Origin of the sequence: Nonomuraea mesophila (assembly GCF_004352805.1) — a bacterium.
GTDB classification, from domain to species: Bacteria; Actinomycetota; Actinomycetes; order Streptosporangiales; family Streptosporangiaceae; genus Nonomuraea; species Nonomuraea longispora.
In genome coordinates this window covers 39842-62855 of sequence record NZ_SMLD01000016.1, presented here as the reverse complement: position 1 = coordinate 62855, position 23014 = coordinate 39842, and the positions used below count along the sequence as shown (strand labels likewise).

Here is a 23014-nt window from a genome sequence, read left to right as displayed (position 1 = left end):
CCGCGTCGTGGCGGCGGGCCCGCCTGTTCAGGCGGGCCCGCGGCGGGTCACTGTTGCTCGGGTCGCTGCTGCTGGGATCACTGTGCGCGCGGCCCGAGCAGCACGGGCATGGTGCGGGTGCTGTTGCCGAGCAGGGTGTCCAGCGGGCGCAGTTCTTCCGCCGATACGGCGGGCGCGATCTCCGGGAACGCGTCGAACAGCGCCGACAGCGCCACCTCGGCCTCGAGGCGGGCCAGTGGCGCGCCGAGGCAGAAGTGCGGGCCGTGCCCGAAGGACAGGTGGCCGGCCGGCGGGTCGGTGAGGTCGAACAGGTGCGCGTCCTCGCCGTACTGGCCGGGGTCGCGTCCCGCGGAGGCGAAGCAGGCCAGGACGGGTTCCCCCGCGCGCACCCGTACGCCGTCGATCTCGACGTCGCGCCGGGCGTAGCGCATGGGGAAGTAGGCGATCGGCGAGTCCCAGCGCAGGGTCTCCTCGACGGCCGCGCTGTAGGGGCATTTGCCCGCGCGCAGCAGCTCGACCTGGTCGGGCACGTGGAGCAGGGCGCCGATGGCGTTGGTGATGAGGTTGACCGTGGTGACGTGGCCGGCGATGAACAGCAGCTCGATGGTGGCGAACAGCTCCTCGTTGGTGAGCCTGCCGCCGTCCTGCTCGCGCAGCGTGATGAGGTCGGTGATGAGGTCCTCGCCGGGGCTGTCGCGGCGCTCGTCGATGATCCGGCCGAGCAGCACGTGCAGGGCCTGGCGCACGTCGGGTGTGTCGTCGAGGCTGCCGCCGACCTGGGCGACGGCGTCGGTCAGCTCGTGGAGTCTGTCCTGGTGGGCGACCGGGATGCCGATCATGTCGGAGATGACGTCGCGGGGCAGCGGGTAGGCGTACTCTTTGCGCATGTCGACCGGCTGGTCGGGCGGCATGGCGGCGAGCCGGTCGATGAGGGCGGCGGTGAGCTCCTCGATCCTCGGGCGCAGCCCTTTGAGCCGGCGGGGGGTGAAGGCGGGCGTGAGCGGGGCGCGTAGCCGGCGGTGTTCGTCGCCTTCCGCGTTGAGCAGCGAGGTGTCGGTGACGATGCGGGTGATGGCGGTGCCCGGCGGGGCGCTGTCGCGGTCCTTCCAGTAGCGCAGTTCCCTGGACAGGTCCGGGTGGGTCAGTACGGCCAGCAGCGTGGAGTAGCGGGTGGCGGCCCAGGTGTGCACGCCTTCGGCGGTCACCGGGACGAGCGGTCCCGCGGCGCGCAGCCTGTCGTCGTCGCCGTGCAGGTCGCTGGTGGCCGGGTCGAGGATGAAGCGGCTGTGGTCGGTCATGGGTCATCCCGTTCGTCGTGGGCTGACCGCGAGCGCGGTCACGTCGAAGCCGGGGTCCTGGTCGAGGTAGAGGTCGCGGACCAGCTCGCCGGCGGCGGGCGCGTTGCACAGTCCGTGGCCGGAGAAGCCGGTGGCGTACAGGAACGCGGGCGGGCCCGGCTGGTGGCCGATGAAGGCGGTGCGGTCGGGGCTCGCGTCGCGCAGGCCGGTGACGGCGGTGTGCAGCGTGAGCTCGGCGAGGCTCGGGTAGACCTCGGAGACCCGCCGGGCGACGTCGCGCCGCCAGGCCTCCCGGTCGGGTCCCGGGTAGCCCATGCCGATCAGCATGCGGTGGTCGCGGACCCGGATGAGCAGGCCGGTGGCGGCGTGCAGGGTGACCGGGACGTCGGGTGTGCCGGGTGGCAGCGGGTCGGTGGTGAGCAGTTCCTGCTCGATGGGTTCGGTGAGCGGCAGGTCGACGCCCGCGCAGCGGACGAGCGAGGCGGACCAGGCGCCGGCGGCGCAGATGATCGCGTCGGCGCCGATCTCGCCGCTGGCCGTGCGGACGCGGCCGGCTTGCGCGTCGATGCCGGTGACCGGGCAGCCGGTGCGCAGGACGGCGCCGGCCTTCTCGGCGGCCTGTGCGTAGGCGGTGACGATGGCCGTGGTGTCGGAGATGTAGGCCTGCGGCGAGTACGCGGCGGCCAGCAGCGGTGTGTCGTCGCCGACGAGCGGGTTGAGCTCGCGCGCCTCCTCGGCGGTGATGAGGCGGACGTCGACGCCGGCGGCGTGCTGGGCGGGCAGGTCGGCCTGGAAGGTGGACAGCTGCTCGGGTTCGGTGAACAGGATCAGGTAGCCGACCTGCCGCAGGGGCAGGTCGATGCCTGGCCGGTCAGGGAAGGCGTGGTAGGCCCGCAGGCTCCGTACGGCCAGCGCGGAGCTGACGGGGTTGCCGGCGAAGTAGGAGCGGACGACGTCGGCGGTGGCGCGGGAGGCGCCGGAGCCGAGGGTGCCGCGTTCGAGGAGGGTGACGTCCACGCCGGCTTCGGCCAGGTGGTAGGCGATCGACAGGCCGATGACTCCGCCGCCGACCACCACCACCCGGGAGCCGCCGCTCACGCCGGCTCCCGTACGGCGCGCAGGCTCTCGCCGGCCTGCCAGGGGAACAGGTGCAGGTTCCAGCCGCCCAGGCAGTTGCAGTAGAGGGCCATGTGGGCCATGACGGAGATGAAGTCCTCGTGGCTGTCGAGGCGTTCGAGTCCCGACAGGAGGCGCTGGGTGAAGTCCCAGAGGGTGTCGAGGCCGCAGTAGCCGAGGAACTCGGCGGGGGTGGCGGCGAGCTGGCGGGTCATCTGGCGCAGCCACGGCATGGGCATGCCGTCGAGGGCGGCGCGGACGAGGCCGCCGTAGCAGCTGTAGCCGAGCGGGCGGGTCTCGCCGTTGACGAACAGGAGTGTGGTCAGGACCGTCTCGTAGCTGCCCGCGCCGGAGGGGATGCGGCCCTCGTGCAGGGCGACGAGCTCGCGTGGCGGGTCGAGCCAGATGCGTTCGGTCTCGGCGTGGACGTCCTTGACGAGTTCGTTGAGCTGCGGGTCGCCGATGGGCAGGCGGGGCAGGACGTGGCCGCTGTCCTGGCCGGCGCGGCGTACTTCGGCGATGACGGGCTCTTTGGTGGTGTAGACGGCGTTCCAGACGTCGTGGCCGGCCTGGATGAGGGCGTCGAGGTCCTCCTCCGCGACCTGGCCGACGGGGGTGGCGGTCATGGGTTCGGTGAGTTCGCCGTACTTGATGCCCAGGTGTTGCAGGCGCGAGCAGAACAGGGTGCCGTCGGGCACGGTGCGGCGGTCCACGCGGTATTCCGCGGGGGCGTGCAGCAGCGAGTGGACCGGGGCCACGTGGTAGAGGTGGTATCCCGCCACCAGGGCGTGTCCTTGCAGGCTGCGGTAGGGGAGCGCGTCCCACAGGCATTGGGCCAGGGCGGGGTTGCGCTCGTCGAGTTGGGCCGCGACGGTGATGCCGAGGCTGGGCCAGGTTATTTCCACACGCTTGGTCTCGTTCACAGTACGTCACTGTATCGTCGCGTTTTGTGGCGATACAGGCCGTGGTCAGGGTATTTACCCGGACATGACCGCATCTGGGTGCTGCCCGAGCATCGCCCCGCTCCGGGCGTCGCCCCAGATCGAGCGCTCGTCGACGTACGGCCGCAGCAGCGCGGTGAGCACCGGATCGCCCTGCCCTGTCAGCTCGTCCTCGGCGATCCTGCGGGCCAGGCCCACGACGACGTCGGCGAGCTGGACCCGCAGGTCGAGGGACGACTCGGCCGGCCGCAGCGCGGCGAGCCGGCCGTCCAGGATCTGCCGCAGCCGGGCGATGCGTTCGTCGGTGAGCGTGGTCTGCCGGTCGTGCACGATCCTGACGGGCTCGCCGCGGTCCCAGAACTGCACGGCCCGCACGATGGCCGGGATGAGGGGGTCGAGGGCGGGGAAGACGTGCGGGGTCCGCAGCAGCCGCTCCCTGAAGGCCGCCACCTGCGGCCTGGCCTGCCACAGCAGCTCCATGACCTCGCCCGCGGGCCCAGGTCCCCGCAGCTCGTCGACGAGGAGGAAGGCGTCGTCGACGGACATGGTGACGCCCTGGCCGTTCTTGGCGCGCAGCAGGTAGTTGAAGGAGTCGAGGAAGGCCGTCCACCGTGCGGGCCCGAACGCGCGCGGGCCCTCGCGGTAGAGGGTGAGCGCCCTGGCGCTGGTCCGCGGGTCCAGGTCGAGGCCGATGCCCGGCACGTGGCCGTCGTCGATCAGCGCGACGATCTTGCGTACGGCGAGGAAGGGTTTGTCGGCCAGGAACACGTGGGCGCGGCCGAGCAGCGGCCCCGACGGGCCGAGCAGCCAGGTGAGCGTGGCCCGGTGCTTGCCGCGCAGGACGTGGCAGGCCGCGTACTGGCCGGCCGGGGTGGGCGCCCTCGCGCGCAGCTCGCCGATGCACTCTTCGGCTGCCCGCCGGCTCATCAGGATGGCGGCGTGGGCGAACACGTTGGTGTTGCCGCCGACGAGCTTCTCGCCCTCCGCGCCGGACTCGTCGCACGTCACTTCGGGAGATTCCGGCACGTACGCAAATGTAACGAACGCCCCGCCCCACCCGCGAGGCGATTTCGGGCGGCCGGGCGAGAACCCCCGGCCGGGGCCGGTCAGCCTTTGATGCCGGAGAGCAGGACGCCCCTGACGATCCAGCGCTGGGCGATGAGGAAGAGGGCGACCAGGGGCAGGATGGCCACGAGCGCGCCGGCGAACAGCGCGGGAAGGTTGACCGCCTGCTGGTTGAGGTTGGTGGACAGCGCCACCTGCACGGTCCAGTACTCCGGGTCCTGGCCGATGACCAGCGGCCACAGGAAGGCGTTCCAGTGCTCGATGAAGGACAGGATGCCGAGCGAGGCGAACAGGGCGCCGGAGTTGGGCAGCGCCAGGCGCGCGTACAGGCCCAGGTGGCTCAGGCCGTCCACGCGGCCCGCGTCCTCCAGCTCGCGGGGGAACCGCAGGTAGAAGCCGCGGAACAGCAGCACGGCGAACGCGCTGAACAGGCCGGGGGCGATCAGCCCCCACAGGGTGTTCACCCCTCCCATCGAGCCGACCACGACGAACGTCGGGATGAACGTGGCCGCGCCCGGCACCATCATCGTGGCGATGACGAAGTAGAACACCGGCTTGGACGCCGCCACGGGGATGCGGGCGAGCGCGTATCCGGCCATCGAGGCCAGCAGCGTCGACAGGGGCGCCGAGATCGTGGCGATGAGCGTGGAGTTCCACAGGGCGTTGGCCAGCGGCACCGCCTCGTTGCCGAAGGCGTCGGCGAAGCCCTGGAAGCTGATCTCCTCCGGCCACCACTGCCATTCGAGCGAGCCCAGTTCCCGCCTGGTCATGAAGGCGTTGCGGATCAGCAGGTAGAACGGCAGCAGGAACGGCACCGCGAAGACGATGGCCGCCGCGTACGAGCCGAGGTGCCGTTTCCTCATCGCCCCTCCTCCTCTTCGGTCCTGCCGAACCCGGCGAAGCGGCCCTGCAGCAGCGTGAACACCACGATCAGCGCGGTGACGACGAACGCGCCCGCGGAGCCGGCGCCGTAGTTCTGCTCGCCGAGCGCCGTCTGGAACAGGTAGATCAGCGGGGTCCTGCCGTCGGCGCCGCCCAGCCCCGACAGGTTGGAGGCGAGGATGTTGTAGAACTCGTCGAACGCCTGGAACGCGTTGATGATCAGCAGCAGCGTCACGGCGACCGAGGTGTTGCGCAGCATCGGCCAGGTGATGTGCCGGAACAGCTGCCATTCGCTGTGCGCGCCGTCCACCCGCGCCGCCTCGTACAGCTGGGCGGGGATCTGCTGCATGCCGGCCAGGAACAGGATCATGTAGAAGCCCGTCTGCAGCCACAGCCGGACCGTGACCAGCACGATCCAGTACAGCGGCGGGTCCACGGTCGCCACCCAGCCGATGCTCTCCTCGTAGCCGAGCAGGTAGGCCAGGCTGTTGGCCACGCCCGAGGGTGTGCCGCTGAACAGGCTCATCTTCCACACCAGCGCCCCGACCACGTAGGAGACGGCCGTGGGGATGAAGAAGGTGGTCCTGAAGATCGCCCGGCCGCCGCGCAGCCGGTTGACCAGCGTCGCCAGGCCGAGCGCCAGCGCGAACGTCACCGGGACGATGAAGAGCGTGAACACCAGGATGGTGACCAGCGACCTGGTGAAGGCCGGGTCCCCCAGCAGCCGCCGGTAGTTGTCGAGGCCGTTCCACGAGCCGAGGCTGATGGTGCCGCGCGCGTCGTTGAAGCTGAGCAGCAGGCCCCAGCCGATGGCGATGTACTTGAACAGCAGCAGCCCGGCCACCATCGGCAGGGTGAGGAGGAGGAACGCGCGCCAGGCCGGCCACCGGGAGGCCCACCGGGCGGGGGCCCGGTGCGGCCCGCCGGCGCGAGGGCGGGCGGGCGCGGCGGTCGTCATAGCGTGGGCACCTTGTCCAGGATGTCCTGGGACCGCTTGGCCGCCTCCGCCAGGGTCTTGGCCGGGTCGGCGTCCTTCTTGACGATGGCGGTGACGGCGTCGGTGTAGGGCTGGCGCACCTCGGGGGTCCACAGGGCGGGCTGCTTGACGCCGTGGGCGTTCGCGGCCTCCATCACTTTCTGCGCCGGGCCGGTGCGCAGCTTGTCCGCGGCGTTGGCGGCGCTGGTGCGGGGCGGGATGTGGAAGCCGTAGCCCAGGTTCCAGTCGGTCTGCGCCGCGGTGTTCTCCACCCACAACCAGCGTACGTACTTCTTGGCCGCCTCCAGGTGGGCGCTCTTGCCGTTGACGACCTGCACCCAGCCGCCCATGTTGACCACCTGACGGCCGCCGGGGCCGAAGGCCGGCAGGGGGAAGGAGCCGAAGTCGTCGCCCAGCTCCGCGACCATGCCGGGGACGGCCCACATGCCGACCCACTGCATGGCCGCCGCGCCGGTGATCAGCGCGCCCGGGTCCCACCAGTCGGTGGAGTAGCCCTGCAGGGTGACCTTGCTGTCGTGCAGGCCCTTGAGCGCGGTCAGCGCCTCGACCACCTTCGGGTCGTCGTAGACGATCTCGCGGTCCTCGACCAGCAGGTTGCCGTTGGACCAGGACACCAGCATCCCCAGGTCGCCGATGCCGTCGTTGCCGGCGAACAGGCCCTTCTGCTTGCCCGCGGTGAGCGTCTTGGCCGCCGCGGCGAACTCGGCGAAGCTGGTCGGCACCGCCACGCCGGCCTTCTGGAACAGCGACGGGCGGTAGAACACCAGCATCGGGTCCACGACCATGGGCACCGCGTAGACCTTGCCGCCCCACGTGTACGGCTCCAGCACCTTGGCGTCGAAGTCGGACTTCTCCGCGCCGAGGACGTCGTCGAGCGGCGTGACCTGCTCGGCCTTGACCATGTCGGGGCTGACGTCGTTGACCTCGTAGACGTCGGGGCCGTCGGGGGTCAGCACGGCGGCCGTCCACTTGGTGCCGTAGTCGCCGGGTATCCAGGACACCTTGACCGCGATGTCGGGGTTGGCCTTGGTGAAGTCGGCGGCGTAGCGCAGGGCCGCCTGCTGCGTGCCCTCCTCGCCGTACTCGTGGTACCAGTGGTTCAGGGTGATCTTGGCGGTGCCCGCGGCGGGTGCGGTCTTCGTCTTGGCCAGCGGGTCGCCGCCGCACGCGGAGACGGCGGCGCCGGCGACGAAGAGCACGGAGCCTTTGAGCAGTCCGCGGCGGCTGAGTGGTCTGTCCATCGGGGCCACCTCTCGTTCAGGGGGGTGAGATCGGTGCCGATGCGAGGTAACCGGTTACTTCTGACGTCGTGAGGCGGACGTTAGACGCGCCCGGCAGGTGCCGTCAATGCGCTGTTAACTTTTCGTTACAAAGCCGCTGAATCCGGTCTTGACGGGCCGTAACAGATCTCCTAGCGTCCAGGGCGTTCACCATGTAACCGGTTACCTTCCTGGAGGCCAGCCGTGAGACTGCCGCCTGCCGATCGGGCCGCCTCCGCGCGCACCGGCCCTCCCCGGGAGCCCGCCACCCCGGAAGGTGCCCGGTGAGCACGCCGGGCCGGGTCACCATCCGCGACGTGGCGCGGCGGGCCGGAGTGTCCGTGGCCACCGTCTCCCGGGTGCTGGCCGGCGGCTACCCCGTGCTGGCCGTCACCCGCAACAAGGTCATGCGGGCCGTACGCGAGCTCGACTACGTCCCCAACGCCCACGCCAGGGCTCTGTCGGCGGCCCGCCCCGGCGCCATCGCGATCGTCGTCGACAGCGTCGCCATGCCCTACTACGCCTACATCGCCCAGGGCGTGGAGGAACAGGCCGCGCAGGAAGGCCGGCTGTCGCTGATCTGCACCACCGGCGGCGACACCGGCCGCGAGCTGTCGATCGTGCAGCTCCTGCGCGAGCAGCGGGCCGAGGCCGTCATCCTGGTCGGCAGCGTGGTCCTCGACGACGAATACCGCAAGCGGATGACCGAGTACGCGCACGCGCTGGCCGCCGCCGGCTCGCGCCTGGTGCTGTGCGGCCGCCCGCCGCTGGGAGAGGGCGTGCCGGCCCTGGTCGTCGGCTACGACAACACCGGCGGCGCCCACGCCGTGACCGCCCACCTGCTCTCCGCCGGCCACCGCAGGATTCTCTACCTCGGGCTGCGGCCCGGCCACACCACCTCCGACAGCCGGGTGGCCGGCTACCGCAGCGCCCTGGCCGAGCACGGCGTGCCCGCCGACCCGGCGCTGGAGGTGGAGGCGGAGTTCACGAGGGAGGCGGGGTACGACGCGATGAAACGCCGCCTGGCCGAGGGGCCGCCCGGCTTCACCGCCGTCTTCGCCGGCAACGACCTGGTGGCCTCGGGCGCGATCCAGGCGCTGGACGAGCACGGGCTGCGCGTGCCCGCCGACGTCTCGATCGTCGGCTACGACGACGTACCGCCGGCCCAGGACCTGCGCCTGACGACCGTGCACCTGCCGCACGACGAGCTCGGCCGGGCCGCCGTGCGCCTCGCGCTCGGCCGGGTGACCTCCAGCCCGCTGATCCTCGGCACGCACATCGTGGTGCGCGGCTCGGTCCGGCAGCTCGGCCCCCGATGACCCTCCCGGCCGGCCCGCTCGCGGCCTTCGCGCTGCGGCCGTCGCTGCTGCCCGAGCTGTTCCCGCCGGACCTGCGGCGCCGGCTGTCGCAGGTGGCCCGGGTGCACGAGCGCGTCTTCGACCGTTTCGAGGAGCCGCTCGACGCCGACGTCCTGATCACCGGCTGGGGCTGCCCGCGCATCGACGCCGGCGTGCTGGCCGCCGCGCCCCGGCTGCGCGCGGTCGTCCACGCGGCGGGCAGCGTGAAGGGCCATGTGACGGCGGAGGTGTTCGAGCGGGGCATCGTCGTCTCCTCCGCGGCGCAGGCCAACGCGGTGCCGGTGGCCGACTACACGATGGCGATGCTCGTGCTGGCGGCCAAGCAGGTCTTCGCCCGCGCCCGCGCGTACGCCGCCGGAGGCTGGTCGGGCGACGCGCTGCCGGGCGTGGCCACGCCGGGGGAGCGCGGCGGCCTGACCGGCGCGGTGGTCGGCGTGGTCGGAGCCTCGCGGGTGGGCCGGCTGGTCATCGGACGCCTGCGCGCCCACGGCGCGCACATCCTGCTCAGCGACCCGTACACGAGCCATGAGGAGGCCGCCGCGCTCGGCGCGGGACTCGTCCCCCTCGACGAGCTGTGCCGGCGCGCGGACCTGCTGACGGTGCACGCTCCCGAGCTGCCGGAGACGCGCGGCCTGCTCGGCGACCGGCGGCTGTCGCTCCTGCGCGACGGGGCCGTGCTGGTCAACACCGCCCGCGGCGCCATCGTCGACACCGACGCCCTGGTACGCCACTGCGCGGGCGGCCGCATCGCCGCCGTCCTCGACGTGACCGAGCCCGAGCCGCTGCCCCCCGGCCATCCGCTGCTGGCCCTGCCCAACGTCCTGGTGACCCCGCACATCAGCGGCGCGCGGGGACGGGAGCTGCGGCGGCTGGGGGAGTTCGCCGTGGCGGAGGTGGAGCGCCTGGTCCGCGGCCGCCCGCTCCGGGGCGCCGTCCGCCCTGCCGACCTCAACCGCATCGCCTGATGCCCGCCCGCCGGCCTCCCGCGCCCGCGTCGCTGGTACGGCAGGTACGGGAGGAGGCCGCGAGGGCCCGCACGGAACCGCTGCCCGCGCTGACCTTCGCCCTGTGGCGCCGCTACGCCGACACCGGCGACCGCCGGGCCTACGAGCGCGTCTACTTCGAACGGCGCCGCCGCCTGGCCGCCCTCATGCTCGCCGCGCACCTGGACGGCCGCCCCGACCCGGCGCTCGACGACCTGCTGTGGGCGGTGTGCGACGAGTACACCTGGGTGCTGCCGGCCCACGAGCCGCGTGACCGGCCGGTCGGCACGTACGTCGACCTGTTCGCCGCCGAGACCGGGCACACGCTGGCGGAGGCCGTGGCCCTGCTCGGCGGGTGGCTCGACCCCCGCGTACGGGACCGGGCGCGCGCGGAGGTGGAACGCAGGGTCCTGCGCCCCCTCCGGACCGCGACGCCCGCCCTGTGGTGGGAGTCGGCCCGGCACAACTGGGCGGCCGTCTGCGCCGGCGCGGCCGGGATGGCGGCCCTCGCCCTCGACTCAGAGCACCTGCCCGCGCTCCTGCCCCGCCTGGAGCGTGCCCTGCGGTCGTTCCTCGCGGGCGCGGGCCAGGACGGCGCCTGCCTGGAGGGACCCGACTACTGGTCCTACGGCTTCGGCTACTTCGTCTACTTCGCCGAGGCGCTGCGCGAGCGTACGGGCAGGGACATGCTGGACGACCCCCACGTCCGCGAGATGGCCGCCTACCCCGCCAGGATCGACCTCGGCGACGGCACACGGCCGGCCTTCGCCGACTCCTCCGGCACGGGGGCCTACCCGGCCGGCCTGCTGGACCGCCTGGCGCAGCGCCTGGGCGTGCCCGTGCCGCCGCGGCGGCGGGAACCGTCGTTCCACGACGACCACTGCTACCGCTGGGCGCACCTGAGCCGCACCCTGTGGTGGACGGCACCCACGGCACCCACGGCACCCACGGCACCCACGGCACCCACATCGCCGACATCGCCGACATCGCCGACATCGCTCACGGAGCCGCCGGTGCCGCCTGCCCCGCTCGCTTCGCACGACCGCCTGCCGGACGCCGCGATCGTGGTCGCCAGGGCGGAGGGCACGGCCTTCGCCGCCAAGGGCGGCCACAACGACGAGCCGCACAACCATCTCGACCTGGGCCACTTCGTCCTGCACGCCCACGGCAGAACGGTGCTGGACGACCTGGGCGCCCCCGAGTACACCCGCGACTACTTCGGCCCCGGCCGCTACGCGGTGCCGCAGGCCTCGGCGGAGTGGCACTCCGTCCCGCTGATCGACGGCGCCGCGCAACTCCCCGGCCGCGACCGCCGCGCCGAGACCGTCCGGTACGCGGCCGGCCGCGGCACCGTGGAGTGGACGCTGGACCTGACCGCCGCCTACGACGCGCCCCGGCTCGTCCGCTTCACCCGCGCCTTCGCCTGGCGGCCGGCCCGGCTGGAGCTCACCGACACCTTCGACGTCACGGGAGGCGAGTGCCCGGTGACGGAGTCGTTCGTCTCCCGCGTGCGCCCCGAGGTGCGCCGCGACTCGGTCCGCTGGGGGCCGGTCCTGCTGCGGGTCCCGCCCCCGTGGCGCGTCACGGCCGAGGACCTTGAGGTACGCGGCCACGACGGCGTTCCCGAGACCGTGCACCGTGTACGCCTGAGCGCCGCCGTACCGTCCGGCCCGCATGCCTTCGTCTTCACCGTGGATTGACGGTCGCGGAGGCAAGGGCGGAAATTTGTGCCTCGATATGTTGATAAATGCCCAGTCATGGGGAATACTCTGATCCAGAAGTCCAGCAGAGGGCTTCGACCCACGCGTTATACGTGGCGTGCCTCTGCCTGGGCTTTTTCGCTGTGCAGGGGCAGCCATGAACTGAGCTTTGGGAGCATCAGATGGCCGTCCTGGAGATCGCACTCGAAGAGATGACCGCCGAGCAGCTGCTCACCGAGATGAACCGGCCCGAGACGCCGGAGCTGCGGAAGGTACGGATCCGTGAGCGGGTCGTGGCCATGTACGACGCGCTGGTGGGCGAGGTCACCCGACGCTACCGCTACCGCGGCGAGCCGATGGAGGACCTGCGCCAGGCCGCGTACGTGGGCCTGATGAAGGCCATCAACGGATTCGACCCCACGCTGGGGCACGACTTCCGCGGTTACGCGATGATCACGATGGTCGGAGAGGTGAAGCGGCACTTCCGCGACCGCACCTGGGCCATCCGGGTGCCGCGCGTCTACCAGGAGCGCCGCCTGGAGTTGAACAAGGTGACCAGCGAGCTCACCCAGACCCTCGGCCGCGCCCCCACGGTCGCCGAACTGGCCGGCAAGATGGGCATTTCCGAGGAGGACGTGCTGCTCGCCCTCGACGCCTCCGCCGCGTACAGCACCCTGTCGCTGGACGCGCCCGTCGGCGGTGAGGACGACGCGGCCGACCTCGGGGACTTCCTGCCCGCGCAGGACGACTCGCTGGACAACATGCTCGGCAAGCACGCGATCAAGCCGCTCATCGACGCGCTGCCCGAGCGGGAGCGCACGATCCTGCTCATGCGCTTCTACGGCAACATGACCCAGTCGGAGATCGCCACGGAGTTCGGCATCTCGCAGATGCACGTCTCCCGGATCCTGCGCGCCGTGCTGACCAAGTTGCGCACCGCCCTGCAGGACTGACCAGACCCGGCCGACCAGACCCCGACCCGACCAGACCTGGCCCGCCCTGACGCCGCCCGGATCCCGGCCTTACGTGCCGGATCCGGGCGGCGTCATATCGCGGCCTCACGTCGCGGTCTCACATCGCGGCGACGGCCCGGGTCTCGCCGGGATTGTCCAGGCGGAAGGCCGCCGTACGGCCGGCCGCCGACACCTCGTACGTGCCGAGGAACCCGGTGAAGCGCACCCGCCCCTCCGCGTCGGTGCGCAAGGTGGTGGGCGGGAACCACCAGTCGCCCTTGACGAGCGCCCGCGCCGCCTCGTACGACGGCTTGGGGCTGCCGTCGGCGCGGACCAACCCGCCGGGCGCGCCGAGCCAGCCGCCGTCGGCCATCCCCCAGTACGTCATCGCCTCCACCGACGGATGCGACAGCAGCGTCCGGTAGTGACGTACGATCTCGTCGGCCTGGCGCTCCTCGCCCTCGGGGGTGCTCGGCCAGGACGCCACCTGGTAGTCGTTCAGGTCGGTGATGTGCCCCGGCATGAGCTCGCCGGACAGGATGGTGGTCTCGGTGAAGTGGAGGGGCAGGCCGTACCGCGAGAAACGGTCGAGCACGGCGAGCGTCCGCTCCTCGCCCCAGTAGCCCTGGTGCATGTGGCTCTGCAGGCCCAGCGCGTCGATGCGCACGCCGGCTTCGATCAGGCCCTCGATGAGGCACTCGTACGCCGCGGACATGTCGAAGTCGTTGAGCAGCAGCGTCGCGTGCGGGTCGGCCTCGCGGGCGGCGTCGAAGACCATCCTGACCATCGGGATGCGCCCGATCTCGCGGCACAGGCGGGTGATGCCGTTGTCGTACTTGTCGAAGATCGGCATGATGACGACCTCGTTGATGACATCCCACATGTCGATAAGTCCGGAAAAATCGCTTACCTCGCGCCGGATCCGGTCCACCTGCGCGCGGGCGATCTCCTCGTTCGGCAGGTCCATCAGCCAGTCGGCCGTCACCGTGTGCCACGCGAGCGGATGCCCCTTGACCGGCCGCCCCCGCTCGCGGAACCACGCCGCCGCCTTCCTGAGCCGCGCGGTCCCGGCCTGCCCGCGTACCGGTTCGAACTGCCCCCAGTAGAACGGCAGCGTCACGAAGTTGAACAGCCCGAGCCAGTGCTCGGCCAGCCGCTCGGCCCTGGCGGCGGCCTCGCCCGTCAGCTCGCCGCCCGCGAAGGGCACGAGGTCGAACCCCGTGCAGCCGAACAGGAACCGGTGGTCGCGCTGGGCGACGAGAACGTCCCGATCCGGCAGCGGATCGCCGTCCAGGGTGACGGTGATCGCGGCATTCGCAGTACGGTTCTTCCTGATCGAGGCGTCCAGATTCGTCAGGGTCACGGCGACCTCTCGTCATGCCGAAAGTTTCAGGAAAGTTATCGTCGCACAACGACCGACAAAGCCGGTGAACTCGGGCGTAGCGCGCCGACCAGATCTGCAACATAGCAGTTGAAGGCGCTCTTGACAGCTTTCCGTGAACCGCCTTATGTTGCCGCAATATTAAGCGGCTTTCCTTGAAAGTTTCGGCTTCACATACCGCAATCCGCGTGGGATGTTGCCGTTATAAGCCCCGAAGGGATGGCATGACGGGCCACGGACCGATCGACACAAGTCCCACGCCGGACGGCGGCACGCGGTGGCGGGACCCAACGCTGACTCCCTCGGAGCGGGCCGAGGCCCTCATCCCGCTCATGACGCTGGAGGAGAAGGTCGCCCAGCTGGTGGGGGTGTGGGTCGGCGCCGACGCTTCGGGGGAGGGTGTCGCCCCGCACCAGACCGAGATGGCCGGCGGCACCGAGTGGAGCAGCGTCATCCGGCACGGGCTCGGCCAGCTGACCAGGCCGTACGGCACCGCGCCCGTCGACCCCGCCGCCGGGGCCCGGTCGCTGGCCGCCTCCCAGGCCGAGATCGTCGCGACCAGCCGCTTCGGCATCCCCGCCCAGGTGCACGAGGAGTGCCTGACCGGCTTCGCCGCCTGGCGGGCGACCGTCTACCCGGCGCCGCTGAGCTGGGGCGCGACGTTCGACCCTGGGTTGGTCGAGGAGATGGCCGGGCGGATCGGCCGTTCCCTGCGCGCCGCCGGCGTGCACCAGGGCCTGGCCCCGGTGCTCGACGTGACCCGCGACTACCGCTGGGGCCGCACCGAGGAGACGATCAGCGAGGACCCCTACCTCGTCGGCACCATCGGCGCCGCCTACGTGCGCGGGGTGGAGGGCGCCGGCGTCGTCGCCACGCTCAAGCACTTCGCCGGCTACTCCGCCTCGCGCGGCGGCCGCAACCTCGCCCCCGTCCCGATGGGCCGCAGGGAACTGGCCGACGTCGTCCTGCCGCCGTTCGAGATGGCGCTGCGCCTGGGCGGCGCCCGCTCGGTGATGAACTCCTACGCCGAGATCGACGGCGTGCCCGTGGCCGCCGACGACGGCCTGCTGACCGGGCTGCTGCGCGAGGAGTGGGGCTTCACCGGCACGGTGGTCGCCGACTACTTCGCGATCCGGTTCCTGCAGAAACTGCACGCCGTGGCCGCCGACGGCGCCGAGGCCGCCGGGCTCGCCCTGCGCGCCGGCATCGACGTCGAACTGCCCACCGTCGACACCTTCGGCGAGCCGCTGGTCGAGGCGGTCAAGGCGGGCGCGGTCGACGAGAAGCTCGTCGACCGCGCGCTGCGCAGGGTGCTGACCCAGAAGGCCGAGCTCGGCCTGCTCGACGAAGGCTGGCAGTGCATCCCCGAGGGCCTGTCCAAGAGCCTGCCCGATCCCGCGTCCGGCGACTCCTCCGGTGACTCCTGCGATGACTTCGCCGGCGACTCCTCCGATGACTCCCCAGGCGGCTCCTCCGGCGGTGCCGGCCGGTTGCGCCTCGACGACGCCGAGAGCCGGGACATCGCCCTGCGGCTGGCCCGCGAATCGGTGGTGCTGCTGCGCGACACCGCGGACATCCTGCCGCTGGCCCCCGGCCGGCGGGTCGCTCTCGTGGGGCCGGTCGCCGACGACCCGATGGCGATGCTCGGCTGCTACGCCTTCCCCGCGCACGTCGGCGCGCACCCCGAGCACGGGCTCGGGCTGGAGATCCCCACACTGCGCGAAGCGCTCGGCGCGCTGGTCCCCGGCCTCGCCCACGTGCCCGGCTGCGACATCACCGGCGACGACACCTCCGGCATCGAGGCCGCGGCCGCCGCGGCCGCCGCGGCCGACGTGTGCGTGCTGGCCGTGGGTGACCGGGCCGGGCTGTTCGGCCGCGGCACCTCCGGCGAGGGCTGCGACGCCACCGACCTGCGCCTGCCGGGCGTGCAGCCCGAGCTGGTCAGGGCCGTGCTGGCCACCGGCACCCCCGTGGTGCTCGTGCTGCTGGCCGGGCGGCCGTACGCGCTGGGCCAGGAGGTCGACGACGCCGCCGCCATCGTCTACGCCTTCTTCCCCGGCCAGCGCGGCGGCCAGGCCCTGGCCGAGGTGCTCACCGGCGCGGTGAACCCGTCGGGACGGCTGCCCGTCAGCGTGCCGCGCGACGCGGGCGGCCTGCCGGCCACGTACCTGTCGCCGTGGCTGGGCCGGCGCTCCCAGGTGTCCTCCGTCGACCCGACCCCCGCCTTCCCGTTCGGCCACGGGCTGGGCTACACGACGTTCGACTGGAGCGACGTGACGGGGCCCGGCGAGCCGGGGGAGCGCGCGGACTGGCCGGTCGACGGCGAGGTGAGCGTCGCCGTCACCGTCCGCAACGCCGGGACCCGGCCCGGCACCGAGGTCGTCCAGCTCTACCTGCACGACCCGGTCGCGCAGACCACGCGGCCGGTGGTCCGCCTGGTCGGCTACACCCGCGTCCCGCTGGAGCCCGGCGAGGCCGCGCGGGTGACGTTCGACGTGCCGGCCGACCTCACCTCGTTCACCGGCGTACGCGGGCGGCGCATCGTCGAGCCGGGCGAGGTCGAGCTGCGCTTCGCGCGGTCGAGCGCCGACGTGGCCGGGACCGTGCCGCTGCGCCTGACCGGCGACGTACGAGAAGTGGGCCACGAACGACGGATGCGGCCACGGGCGCGGATCGAGCGCATCGCACCGGAGGACAGAGGATGAGCACCACCCCCACGACCATGAACCCCCCACCGGACACCCTCGAAACCGGGCCGTCCGCACGCCGCCGAAGAAAGCGCTTTCCCAGCGCCACCTCCTGGAGCGCGGCGTTCCGCCGCCACTGGCAGCTCTATTCGCTGGCCATCCTGCCCCTGGTGTTCTTCGCCGTCTTCCGGTACGCCCCCATGATCGGCAACATCATCGCGTTCCGGAAGTTCGAGCCCGGCGGCAGCGTGCTGGGCGAGGAATGGGTCGGCCTGCGCTACGTGAAGTTGTTCCTGAACGACCCCACGTTCTGGAACGTCTTCACCAACACCGCGATCCTCGGAGGGCTGACCCTGCTGTTCTGCTTCCCGCTGCCGATCGTGCTGGCGCTGCTGCTCAACGAGGTCCGCAACCGCGGCCTGAAGAGGTTCCTGCAGTCGGTGTCGTACCTGCCGCACTTCCTGTCGATCGTGGTCGTGGCCGGCATCGTCATGCAGACGCTCTCCATCGACGGGCCGATCAACCAGATCGTCCGGGCCTTCGGCGACGATCCCGTCGCGTTCATGCAGAAACCCGAGTGGTTCCGCACGATCTACATCTCGTCGGAGATCTGGCAGACCGTCGGCTGGGGCACCATCCTCTACCTCGCCGCCCTCACCACCATCGACGAGCAGCTCTACGAGGCGGCCAGGATCGACGGCGCCGGACGGTGGCGGCAGATCTGGCACGTCACTCTTCCCGGCATCCGGCCGACGGCGGTCACCCTGCTGATCCTCAACATCGGCACGTTCATGGCCGTCGGCTTCGAGAAGGTGCTGCTGCTCTACAACCCCCTGACGTATCCGACCGCCGACGTGATCTCCACCTACCTCTACCGGATGGGCGTGGAGTCCAGCAACTTCAGCTACGCCGCCGCTATCGGCCTGTTCGAGGCCATCATCGGGCTGACCCTGATCCTGTCGGCGAACCTGATCTCCCGCCGAGCAGTAGGGACGAGCCTGTGGTGACACTCGCCAAGAGCCGGGGCTACCGCGCCTTCCAGGTCGTCAACGCCGTCGTCCTGACCGGCGTGGTCATCGTGACGCTCTATCCGTTCGTCAACATCATCGCCCGTTCCTTCAGCGAGGAACGCTACATCCTGTCGGGCGAGGTCAACCTCGTCCCGCGCGGGTTCAACCTGACGACGTACCAGATCGTGGTCGCCGACCCGATGTTCTGGACGAACTACCGCAACACGGTGGTCTACACCGTCGTCGCCACCGCGATCGCGATGGTGCTGACCACCTGCTACGCGTACGTGCTGTCCAAGAGGCACCTCAAGGGCAGGACGTTCCTCATCTGGGTCGCCGTCTTCACGATGTTCTTCAACGGCGGACTCATCCCCAACTACGTGCTGGTCAACAGCCTCGGGCTGACGAACTCACTCTGGGCCATCGTGCTGCCCAACGCGATCAGCGTCTTCAACCTGCTGGTGATGAAGGCGTTCTTCGAGAACCTGCCGAGCGACCTGGAAGAGGCCGCCGCCATCGACGGGCTCAACACCTACGGCATCTTGTGGCGGATCGTGCTGCCGCTGTCGAAGGCGGTGATCGCCACGATGGTGCTGTTCTACGCGGTCTCGTTCTGGAACTCGTGGTTCTCGGCGTTCCTCTACCTCAACAGGACGGAGTTGTTCCCGGTCACCGTCTATCTGCGCAACATCATCGCGGGCGCCACCGGCGCCGAGAACGCCGGCGCGGGAGCGGCGGATCTCACGCAGGTCGCGGCCAACATCCAGTCGGTGACGATCATGCTCACCGTGCTGCCCATCCTCGCGGTCTACCCCTTCGTCCAGCGGTACTTCGTCTCCGGAGTCATGCTCGGAGCGGTCAAGGGTTAGCCTCCTCACGCCTACACAACCCCCCGGACACGGCAAAGGAACCCCAATGCGCGAACTTTCACGGCGTCAGGCGATCATCGGTTTGGGTGCGTTCACCCTCGTCCTCGCCGGCTGCGGGCAGGACGAAGCCCCGAAGCAGGCCGCCCAGACCGCGAACAAGGCGGGCGCGATGGCCAACTACGGTGTCGCCCAGCAGTTCAAGGCCACCGAACCCCTGTCGTTCGACGTGCTCTACAACAACCACCCGTTCTATCCGCTGAAGAACGACTGGCTGTTCTGGGAAGAGCTGACCAAGCGTACGAACGTGACGCTCAAGCCGGTCGCGGTGCCGCTGAGCGACTACGAGAAGAAGCGCAGCTTAATGATCGGCGCAGGGGACGCCCCGCTCATCATCCCGAAGACGTACCACCCGCAGGAGGAGGCCTTCGTGGCCTCCGGCGCGGTCCTGCCGGTCAGCGAGTACTTCGACCTGATGCCGAACCTCAAGGACAAGGTCGCCAAGTGGAAGATGGAGCCGGAGCTCGACACGCTCCGGCAGGCCGACGGCCGCATCTACCTGCTGCCCGGCATGCACGAGAACGTCTGGGTCGACTACACCCTCGCGATGCGCATGGACATCCTGGAGGAGCTCGACCTGGAGGTCCCGAAGACCTGGGAAGAGCTCTACACCGTGCTCAAGGCCATGAAGGCCAAATATCCCGACCTGTACCCCATGACCGACCGGTTCGGCATCCCCACGCCGGGCGGCAACCTGCTCAAGCTCGTCGCCCAGGCGTACGGCACCAAGGGCGGCTGGGAGTACCAGCACGCCTTCTGGGACGCCACCGCCGGCAAGTTCGTCTACACCGGCGCCATGCCGCAGTACAAGCAGATGATCGAATATCTGCACAAGCTGGTGAGCGAGAAGCTGCTCGACCCCGAGGCCTTCACCCAGCAGGACGAGCAGGCCGACCAGAAGCTCATCTCCGGCAAGTCGTTCGTCATCAGCTGCAACGCGCAGACCCTGGTCAACGAGTTCCGTGGCCCGCTCACCAAGGCCAACCCCGACGCCAAGATCGCCAAGATCCCCGTCCCCATGGGCCCCGTCGGCGACTACAAGATCGGCACCCGGCTCGAGAACGGCGTCATGATCTCCAAGCAGGCGCTGGAGCACAAGAACTTCGTCGCCCTCATGCAGTTCGTCGACTGGCTCTGGTACTCCGACCAGGGCCTAGAGTTCGCCAAGTGGGGCGTCGAAGGCACGACGTTCACCAAGGACGCCTCCGGCGGCTACAAGCTGGCCGACGACGTCGACTTCGTCGGGCTCAACCCCGACGCCTCCAAGCACCTGCAGAAGGACTTCGGCTTCCAGAACGGCGTGTTCTCCTACGGCGGCACCACCAAGCTGCTGGAGTCCACCTTCTCCGAGGAGGAACTGGAGTTCCAGAAGGTGATGAACGCCAGGAAGGCCTGGCCGGTCGACCCGCCCCACCCGTTCAACGAGGAGGAGCGCGAGCAGGCCACGCTGTGGGAGACGCCGCTGAAGGACTTCGTCACCCAGCAGACGCTCAAGTTCATCCTCGGCGAGCGCGACCTCAGCGAATGGGACGCCTACGTCAAGGAACTGGAGGGCAATAACATGGCCTCCTACATCAACCTGGTCAACACCGCCTACGACCGGTTCAAGAAGGAACACGGCTGAGTGGAGGGCTCCCGATGAGCGACGCCACCGCGGGGCGGTTCGGCACCGGGCCGCTCTCGCGCGTCGCCGCGCTCGTCTACACGCTGCTGGTCGTCGAGCTGCTGTTCCTGCTCACCGCCGCGCCCGGGCTGGCGGCGCTCGTCCTGCTCGACCGCGACGCGGGCAACATCCCGCTGGCCGCGCTGTGCGCGCTGCCGGCGGGCCCGGCGCTGTCGGCCGCCCTCTACGCGCTGCGTCACCGGAGCTCCGACCTGACGGACCTGCGTCCCGCGGCCGCGTTCTGGCGCGGTTACCGGGGCAACGTCGCGGGGGTCCTGAAGATCTGGGCGCCGTGGCTGGCGGGGCTGGCCATCGTCGGGACGAACCTGGCGAACTTCTCGGCCGCCGGCGTTCCCGGCTGGTGGGCGGTGCTGCTCGTCGCGGTCACCGTGGCGGCGGCGCTCTGGGCCGCCGCCGCGCTGGTCATCACCTCGCTGTTCACGTTCCGGGCGGCCGACGTCGCCCGGCTGGCCTCCTACTCGCTCGTACGTTTCCCCGGCGTCACCGTGAGCAACCTCTGCCTCCTCGTGGTGGCGGCCGGCCTGACGATGGTCGCCACCGAGGCGGCGCCGACCCTGCTGGCCGCCGTGTTCGTGGCGGCGCTGCTGCGCAACAGCCGCCCGGTGATCGACGAGGTCAGGGAGAGATTCACCGCCTGACGCGCCGGCGCGTCACGGGATGCGCCGCCCCCGGGCGTCGGGCACCCCCGACTTGCGGAAGAAATACGCGTTGACCTGGTCGCGCCACTCCTCCGCGCAGCGCTGCTGCTCGTCCAGCAGCTCCTGCACCCGGGCGTGCAGCGCCGCATCCCCGGGGTCGGCCCGCTCCCACAGCCGCCGGCTCTCGGCCACCTCCTCGGCCCCCGCGAAATGGGTGTCGTAGATGTGCTGGATGACCGTGGTGCCGTCGTGCAGCACGTGCCCGTACGGGACGTGGTGGAAGAACAGCAGCAGCTCGTCGGGGCAGGTGTCAGGTGACTCGTAGACGTCGGACCACGGCCGCGGGTACTGGCCGGTGAAGCCGGTGCCGGAGGCGCGGGTGCGGTCGACGCCGACGCCGTCACGGTCGGCGAAATGGTACGTGCCCCACGGCGTGTACTCGTAGCCGTCCACGTCGGGGCCGTAGTGGTGGCCGGGACGGACCATGAACCCGACGCCCAGCGGCGCCGTGTACCGCTCGTACGTGCGCCACGAGCCGTCCATCATCGCGTGCAGCGTGCGCCGCAGCGGCCCGGGGTCGCCGCCCGCCGCCGGCGCGAACGTCAGGTCGATCCACTCGTCGAGGAGGGCGTCGGGCTCCAGCCGCGGGTCCCAGGCCAGACGGCCGAAGGCGTACAGGTTGGCCTGGGCGAGCGGATGGCCCGTCCAGTAGGCGTCGTCGCCGACGTTCGAGACCGCGACCAGGCCGCCGCCGTCGCCCGACGCGCCGGTGGCGACGTCGGCCACCGTGCGCCCGTCCGTGCCCCACGGCCCGAACCCGAGGATCTCCTTCCACATCGGCGCCAGATAGCACACGTGCCGCTGCTGGCCGGTGTACTCCTGCGTCACCTGCAACTCCACCGCCAGCCGGGTGGACGGCATGGCCGCGATCACCGGCGACACCGGCTCGCGCGTCTGGAAGTCCATCGGGCCGTGCTTCACCTGGAGGATCGCGTTGTCCCTGAACCGCCCGTCGAGCGGCGCGAAATGGTCGTGGGCCGCGCGGGCGCGATCGGTCGAGCGGTCACGCCAGTCCTGCCGGTGGTTGTAGACGAAGGCCCGCCAGTGCACCACCCCGCCGAACGGGGCCAGGGCGTCGGCGAGCGTGTTCGCGCCGTCGGCGTGGCTGCGCCCGTACGCGAACGGGCCCGGCTGCCCCTCCGAGTCGGCCTTGACGACGTAGCCGCCGAAGTCGGGGATCGTGGCGTACACGTGCTCGGTCGCGCGCGCCCACCACGCGCGCACCCGCTCGTCGAGCGGGTCGGCGGTGGGCAGCCCGCCGAGCCTGATCGGCGAGGCGAAGGTGACCGACAGGTGCACCCGGATCCCGTACGGGCGCACCTCGTCCGCGATGGCCGCCACGTCGCCGAGCCGGTCGGTCAGCAGGTGCGCCTCGGTGGCGTGCACGTTGACGTTGTTCACCGTGATGGCGTTGACCCCGGTCGCGGCCAGCAGCCGCGCGTAGGCCCGCACCCTGGCCAGGTCGCCGCGGGGGCCGCCGTCCCGCCAGTAGATCGACCCGCCGGAATAGCCGCGCTCGACCTGGCCCATCACCGGGTGCACGTCGACGTTGTCCCAGTGGTCGAGCATGCGCCGGCGCGCGGCGGGCCGGTGCCGCTCGCCGGGGCGCTCGCCGGTGAACGCCTCCTCGCCCAGCCTGACCACGTGGAAGAAGCCGTAGAGCAGGCCGGCGGGGTCGTCGGCCAGCACCACCGTGACGCCGTCGCGGCGGGAGAGCAGGTAACCCTCCTCGCCGATGGCGGAGCCGCCCTGCCCGGTCAGCACCTCACGCGCGGCGGGCGCCTGGCCGGCCGCCGCCGACAGGGCGAGCACGAGGTCGGGGGATCCCGTCCCGTCCCGCTCCAGGGCGCCGCCGTGCCGGGCACACGCCTGCTCGGCCTCCGCGCGTACGGTGCCGGTGAGGAGCCCGTCGCCGAGCACGAGGACGCGGCGCGCGCCGATCGCGCGGAACGCGCCTGGAGGAAGCCACGCGGGATGGACGCCGGTCAGGTCGGGAATGCTCACGTGTTCCTCGTGTCCGCTCGACGATGGGGTGATCTCTCGTGAATCTACCGAAAACAGATCACGTAGGACCCT

The 23014-nt window shown here is 71.1% G+C and carries 18 protein-coding genes; 9 read left to right on the top strand and 9 right to left on the bottom strand.

Annotated features, from left to right (window positions below; all coding sequences use genetic code 11):
* Positions 1-77 precede the first annotated feature (77 nt).
* The 7 genes from E1295_RS09180 to E1295_RS09150 form a co-directional block, all read right to left on the bottom strand.
* A complete protein-coding gene (locus E1295_RS09180; protein ID WP_132629560.1) occupies positions 78-1298 on the bottom strand; it encodes a cytochrome P450 family protein in 1221 nt (406 codons plus the stop codon).
* Positions 1299-1301: 3 nt separating this feature from the next.
* On the bottom strand, positions 1302-2396 hold the full coding sequence (locus tag E1295_RS09175) for an NAD(P)/FAD-dependent oxidoreductase (RefSeq protein ID WP_166427152.1): 1095 nt from the start codon (positions 2394-2396) through the stop codon (positions 1302-1304).
* The gene (locus E1295_RS09170; RefSeq protein ID WP_132629556.1) at positions 2393-3337 is read right to left on the bottom strand and encodes a cucumopine synthase-related protein; all 945 of its coding nucleotides are present in this window, start codon (positions 3335-3337) and stop codon (positions 2393-2395) included. The genes E1295_RS09175 and E1295_RS09170 overlap by 4 nt, the downstream gene beginning before the upstream one ends.
* Positions 3338-3391: 54 nt before the next feature.
* Positions 3392-4381, bottom strand: a complete 990-nt coding sequence (locus E1295_RS09165; RefSeq protein ID WP_132629554.1) for a hypothetical protein — start codon at positions 4379-4381, stop codon at positions 3392-3394.
* Between the two features lie 80 nt (positions 4382-4461).
* The gene (locus E1295_RS09160) at positions 4462-5283 is read right to left on the bottom strand and encodes a carbohydrate ABC transporter permease (protein ID WP_132629552.1); all 822 of its coding nucleotides are present in this window, start codon (positions 5281-5283) and stop codon (positions 4462-4464) included.
* Entirely contained in the window at positions 5280-6260 is a 981-nt protein-coding gene (locus tag E1295_RS09155) for a carbohydrate ABC transporter permease (protein ID WP_132629550.1), read from the bottom strand. The genes E1295_RS09160 and E1295_RS09155 overlap by 4 nt, the downstream gene beginning before the upstream one ends.
* Positions 6257-7540, bottom strand: a complete 1284-nt coding sequence (locus E1295_RS09150) for an ABC transporter substrate-binding protein (RefSeq protein ID WP_132629548.1) — start codon at positions 7538-7540, stop codon at positions 6257-6259. Before E1295_RS09150 ends, E1295_RS09155 begins: the two co-directional genes overlap by 4 nt.
* A gap of 302 nt (positions 7541-7842) precedes the next feature.
* On the opposite strand from E1295_RS09150, the gene E1295_RS09145 reads away from it, so the two are divergent.
* From E1295_RS09145 to E1295_RS09130, 4 genes are all read left to right on the top strand, one after another.
* Positions 7843-8877 carry a LacI family DNA-binding transcriptional regulator gene (locus E1295_RS09145; protein ID WP_132629546.1) on the top strand — a complete coding sequence of 345 codons (1035 nt, stop codon included), beginning with the start codon at positions 7843-7845 and terminating at the stop codon, positions 8875-8877.
* Positions 8874-9881 (top strand): hydroxyacid dehydrogenase, encoded by a 1008-nt coding sequence (locus tag E1295_RS09140; protein WP_132629544.1) that lies wholly within the window; start codon positions 8874-8876, stop codon positions 9879-9881. Before E1295_RS09145 ends, E1295_RS09140 begins: the two co-directional genes overlap by 4 nt.
* Entirely contained in the window at positions 9881-11599 is a 1719-nt protein-coding gene (locus tag E1295_RS09135; RefSeq protein WP_132629542.1) for a heparinase II/III domain-containing protein, read from the top strand. The genes E1295_RS09140 and E1295_RS09135 overlap by 1 nt, the downstream gene beginning before the upstream one ends.
* A 182-nt stretch (positions 11600-11781) precedes the next feature.
* Positions 11782-12552 carry a SigB/SigF/SigG family RNA polymerase sigma factor gene (locus E1295_RS09130; protein WP_132629540.1) on the top strand — a complete coding sequence of 257 codons (771 nt, stop codon included), beginning with the start codon at positions 11782-11784 and terminating at the stop codon, positions 12550-12552.
* 118 nt (positions 12553-12670) lie between these two features.
* On the opposite strand, the gene E1295_RS09125 is transcribed toward E1295_RS09130, so the two are convergent.
* Complete coding sequence (locus E1295_RS09125; RefSeq protein WP_220448620.1) at positions 12671-13915, bottom strand: endo-1,4-beta-xylanase; 1245 nt, start codon at positions 13913-13915, stop codon at positions 12671-12673.
* Between the two features lie 242 nt (positions 13916-14157).
* Here E1295_RS09125 and E1295_RS09120 point away from each other — a divergent pair, with 242 nt between their 5' ends.
* Genes E1295_RS09120 through E1295_RS09100 form a run of 5 tightly spaced genes read left to right on the top strand, consistent with a single transcriptional unit; the run spans position 14158 to position 20878 of the window.
* Complete coding sequence (locus E1295_RS09120) at positions 14158-16638, top strand: beta-xylosidase/alpha-l-arabinosidase (protein WP_132629538.1); 2481 nt, start codon at positions 14158-14160, stop codon at positions 16636-16638.
* On the top strand, positions 16635-17627 hold the full coding sequence (locus E1295_RS09115) for an ABC transporter permease (RefSeq protein ID WP_132629536.1): 993 nt from the start codon (positions 16635-16637) through the stop codon (positions 17625-17627). Before E1295_RS09120 ends, E1295_RS09115 begins: the two co-directional genes overlap by 4 nt.
* Complete coding sequence (locus E1295_RS09110; protein WP_246079935.1) at positions 17624-18499, top strand: carbohydrate ABC transporter permease; 876 nt, start codon at positions 17624-17626, stop codon at positions 18497-18499. The genes E1295_RS09115 and E1295_RS09110 overlap by 4 nt, the downstream gene beginning before the upstream one ends.
* 46 nt (positions 18500-18545) lie before the next feature.
* Positions 18546-20180, top strand: coding sequence for an ABC transporter substrate-binding protein (locus E1295_RS09105; RefSeq protein WP_132629532.1), 1635 nt, complete (start codon positions 18546-18548; stop codon positions 20178-20180).
* A gap of 14 nt (positions 20181-20194) precedes the next feature.
* Positions 20195-20878, top strand: a complete 684-nt coding sequence (locus E1295_RS09100; protein WP_132629530.1) for a DUF624 domain-containing protein — start codon at positions 20195-20197, stop codon at positions 20876-20878.
* A 12-nt stretch (positions 20879-20890) separates the two neighbouring features.
* Here the strand turns inward: E1295_RS09100 and E1295_RS09095 are convergent, their stop codons facing one another.
* The gene (locus E1295_RS09095; RefSeq protein WP_246079934.1) at positions 20891-22942 is read right to left on the bottom strand and encodes an alpha-glucuronidase; all 2052 of its coding nucleotides are present in this window, start codon (positions 22940-22942) and stop codon (positions 20891-20893) included.
* Positions 22943-23014: the final 72 nt, after the last annotated feature.

Excerpts from the sequence above, each read along its gene's own strand:
- E1295_RS09100 (WP_132629530.1), top strand. The coding sequence starts at position 20,195 with ATGAGCGACGCCACCGCGGGGCGGTTCGGCACCGGGCCGCTCTCGCGC.
- E1295_RS09155 (WP_132629550.1), bottom strand. The coding sequence starts at position 6,260 with ATGACGACCGCCGCGCCCGCCCGCCCTCGCGCCGGCGGGCCGCACCGG.
- E1295_RS09160 (WP_132629552.1), bottom strand. The coding sequence starts at position 5,283 with ATGAGGAAACGGCACCTCGGCTCGTACGCGGCGGCCATCGTCTTCGCG.
- E1295_RS09135 (WP_132629542.1), top strand. The coding sequence starts at position 9,881 with ATGCCCGCCCGCCGGCCTCCCGCGCCCGCGTCGCTGGTACGGCAGGTA.
- E1295_RS09180 (WP_132629560.1), bottom strand. The coding sequence starts at position 1,298 with ATGACCGACCACAGCCGCTTCATCCTCGACCCGGCCACCAGCGACCTG.
- E1295_RS09115 (WP_132629536.1), top strand. The coding sequence starts at position 16,635 with ATGAGCACCACCCCCACGACCATGAACCCCCCACCGGACACCCTCGAA.
- E1295_RS09140 (WP_132629544.1), top strand. The coding sequence starts at position 8,874 with ATGACCCTCCCGGCCGGCCCGCTCGCGGCCTTCGCGCTGCGGCCGTCG.
- E1295_RS09130 (WP_132629540.1), top strand. The coding sequence starts at position 11,782 with ATGGCCGTCCTGGAGATCGCACTCGAAGAGATGACCGCCGAGCAGCTG.
- E1295_RS09105 (WP_132629532.1), top strand. The coding sequence starts at position 18,546 with ATGCGCGAACTTTCACGGCGTCAGGCGATCATCGGTTTGGGTGCGTTC.
- E1295_RS09120 (WP_132629538.1), top strand. The coding sequence starts at position 14,158 with ATGACGGGCCACGGACCGATCGACACAAGTCCCACGCCGGACGGCGGC.
- E1295_RS09150 (WP_132629548.1), bottom strand. The coding sequence starts at position 7,540 with ATGGACAGACCACTCAGCCGCCGCGGACTGCTCAAAGGCTCCGTGCTC.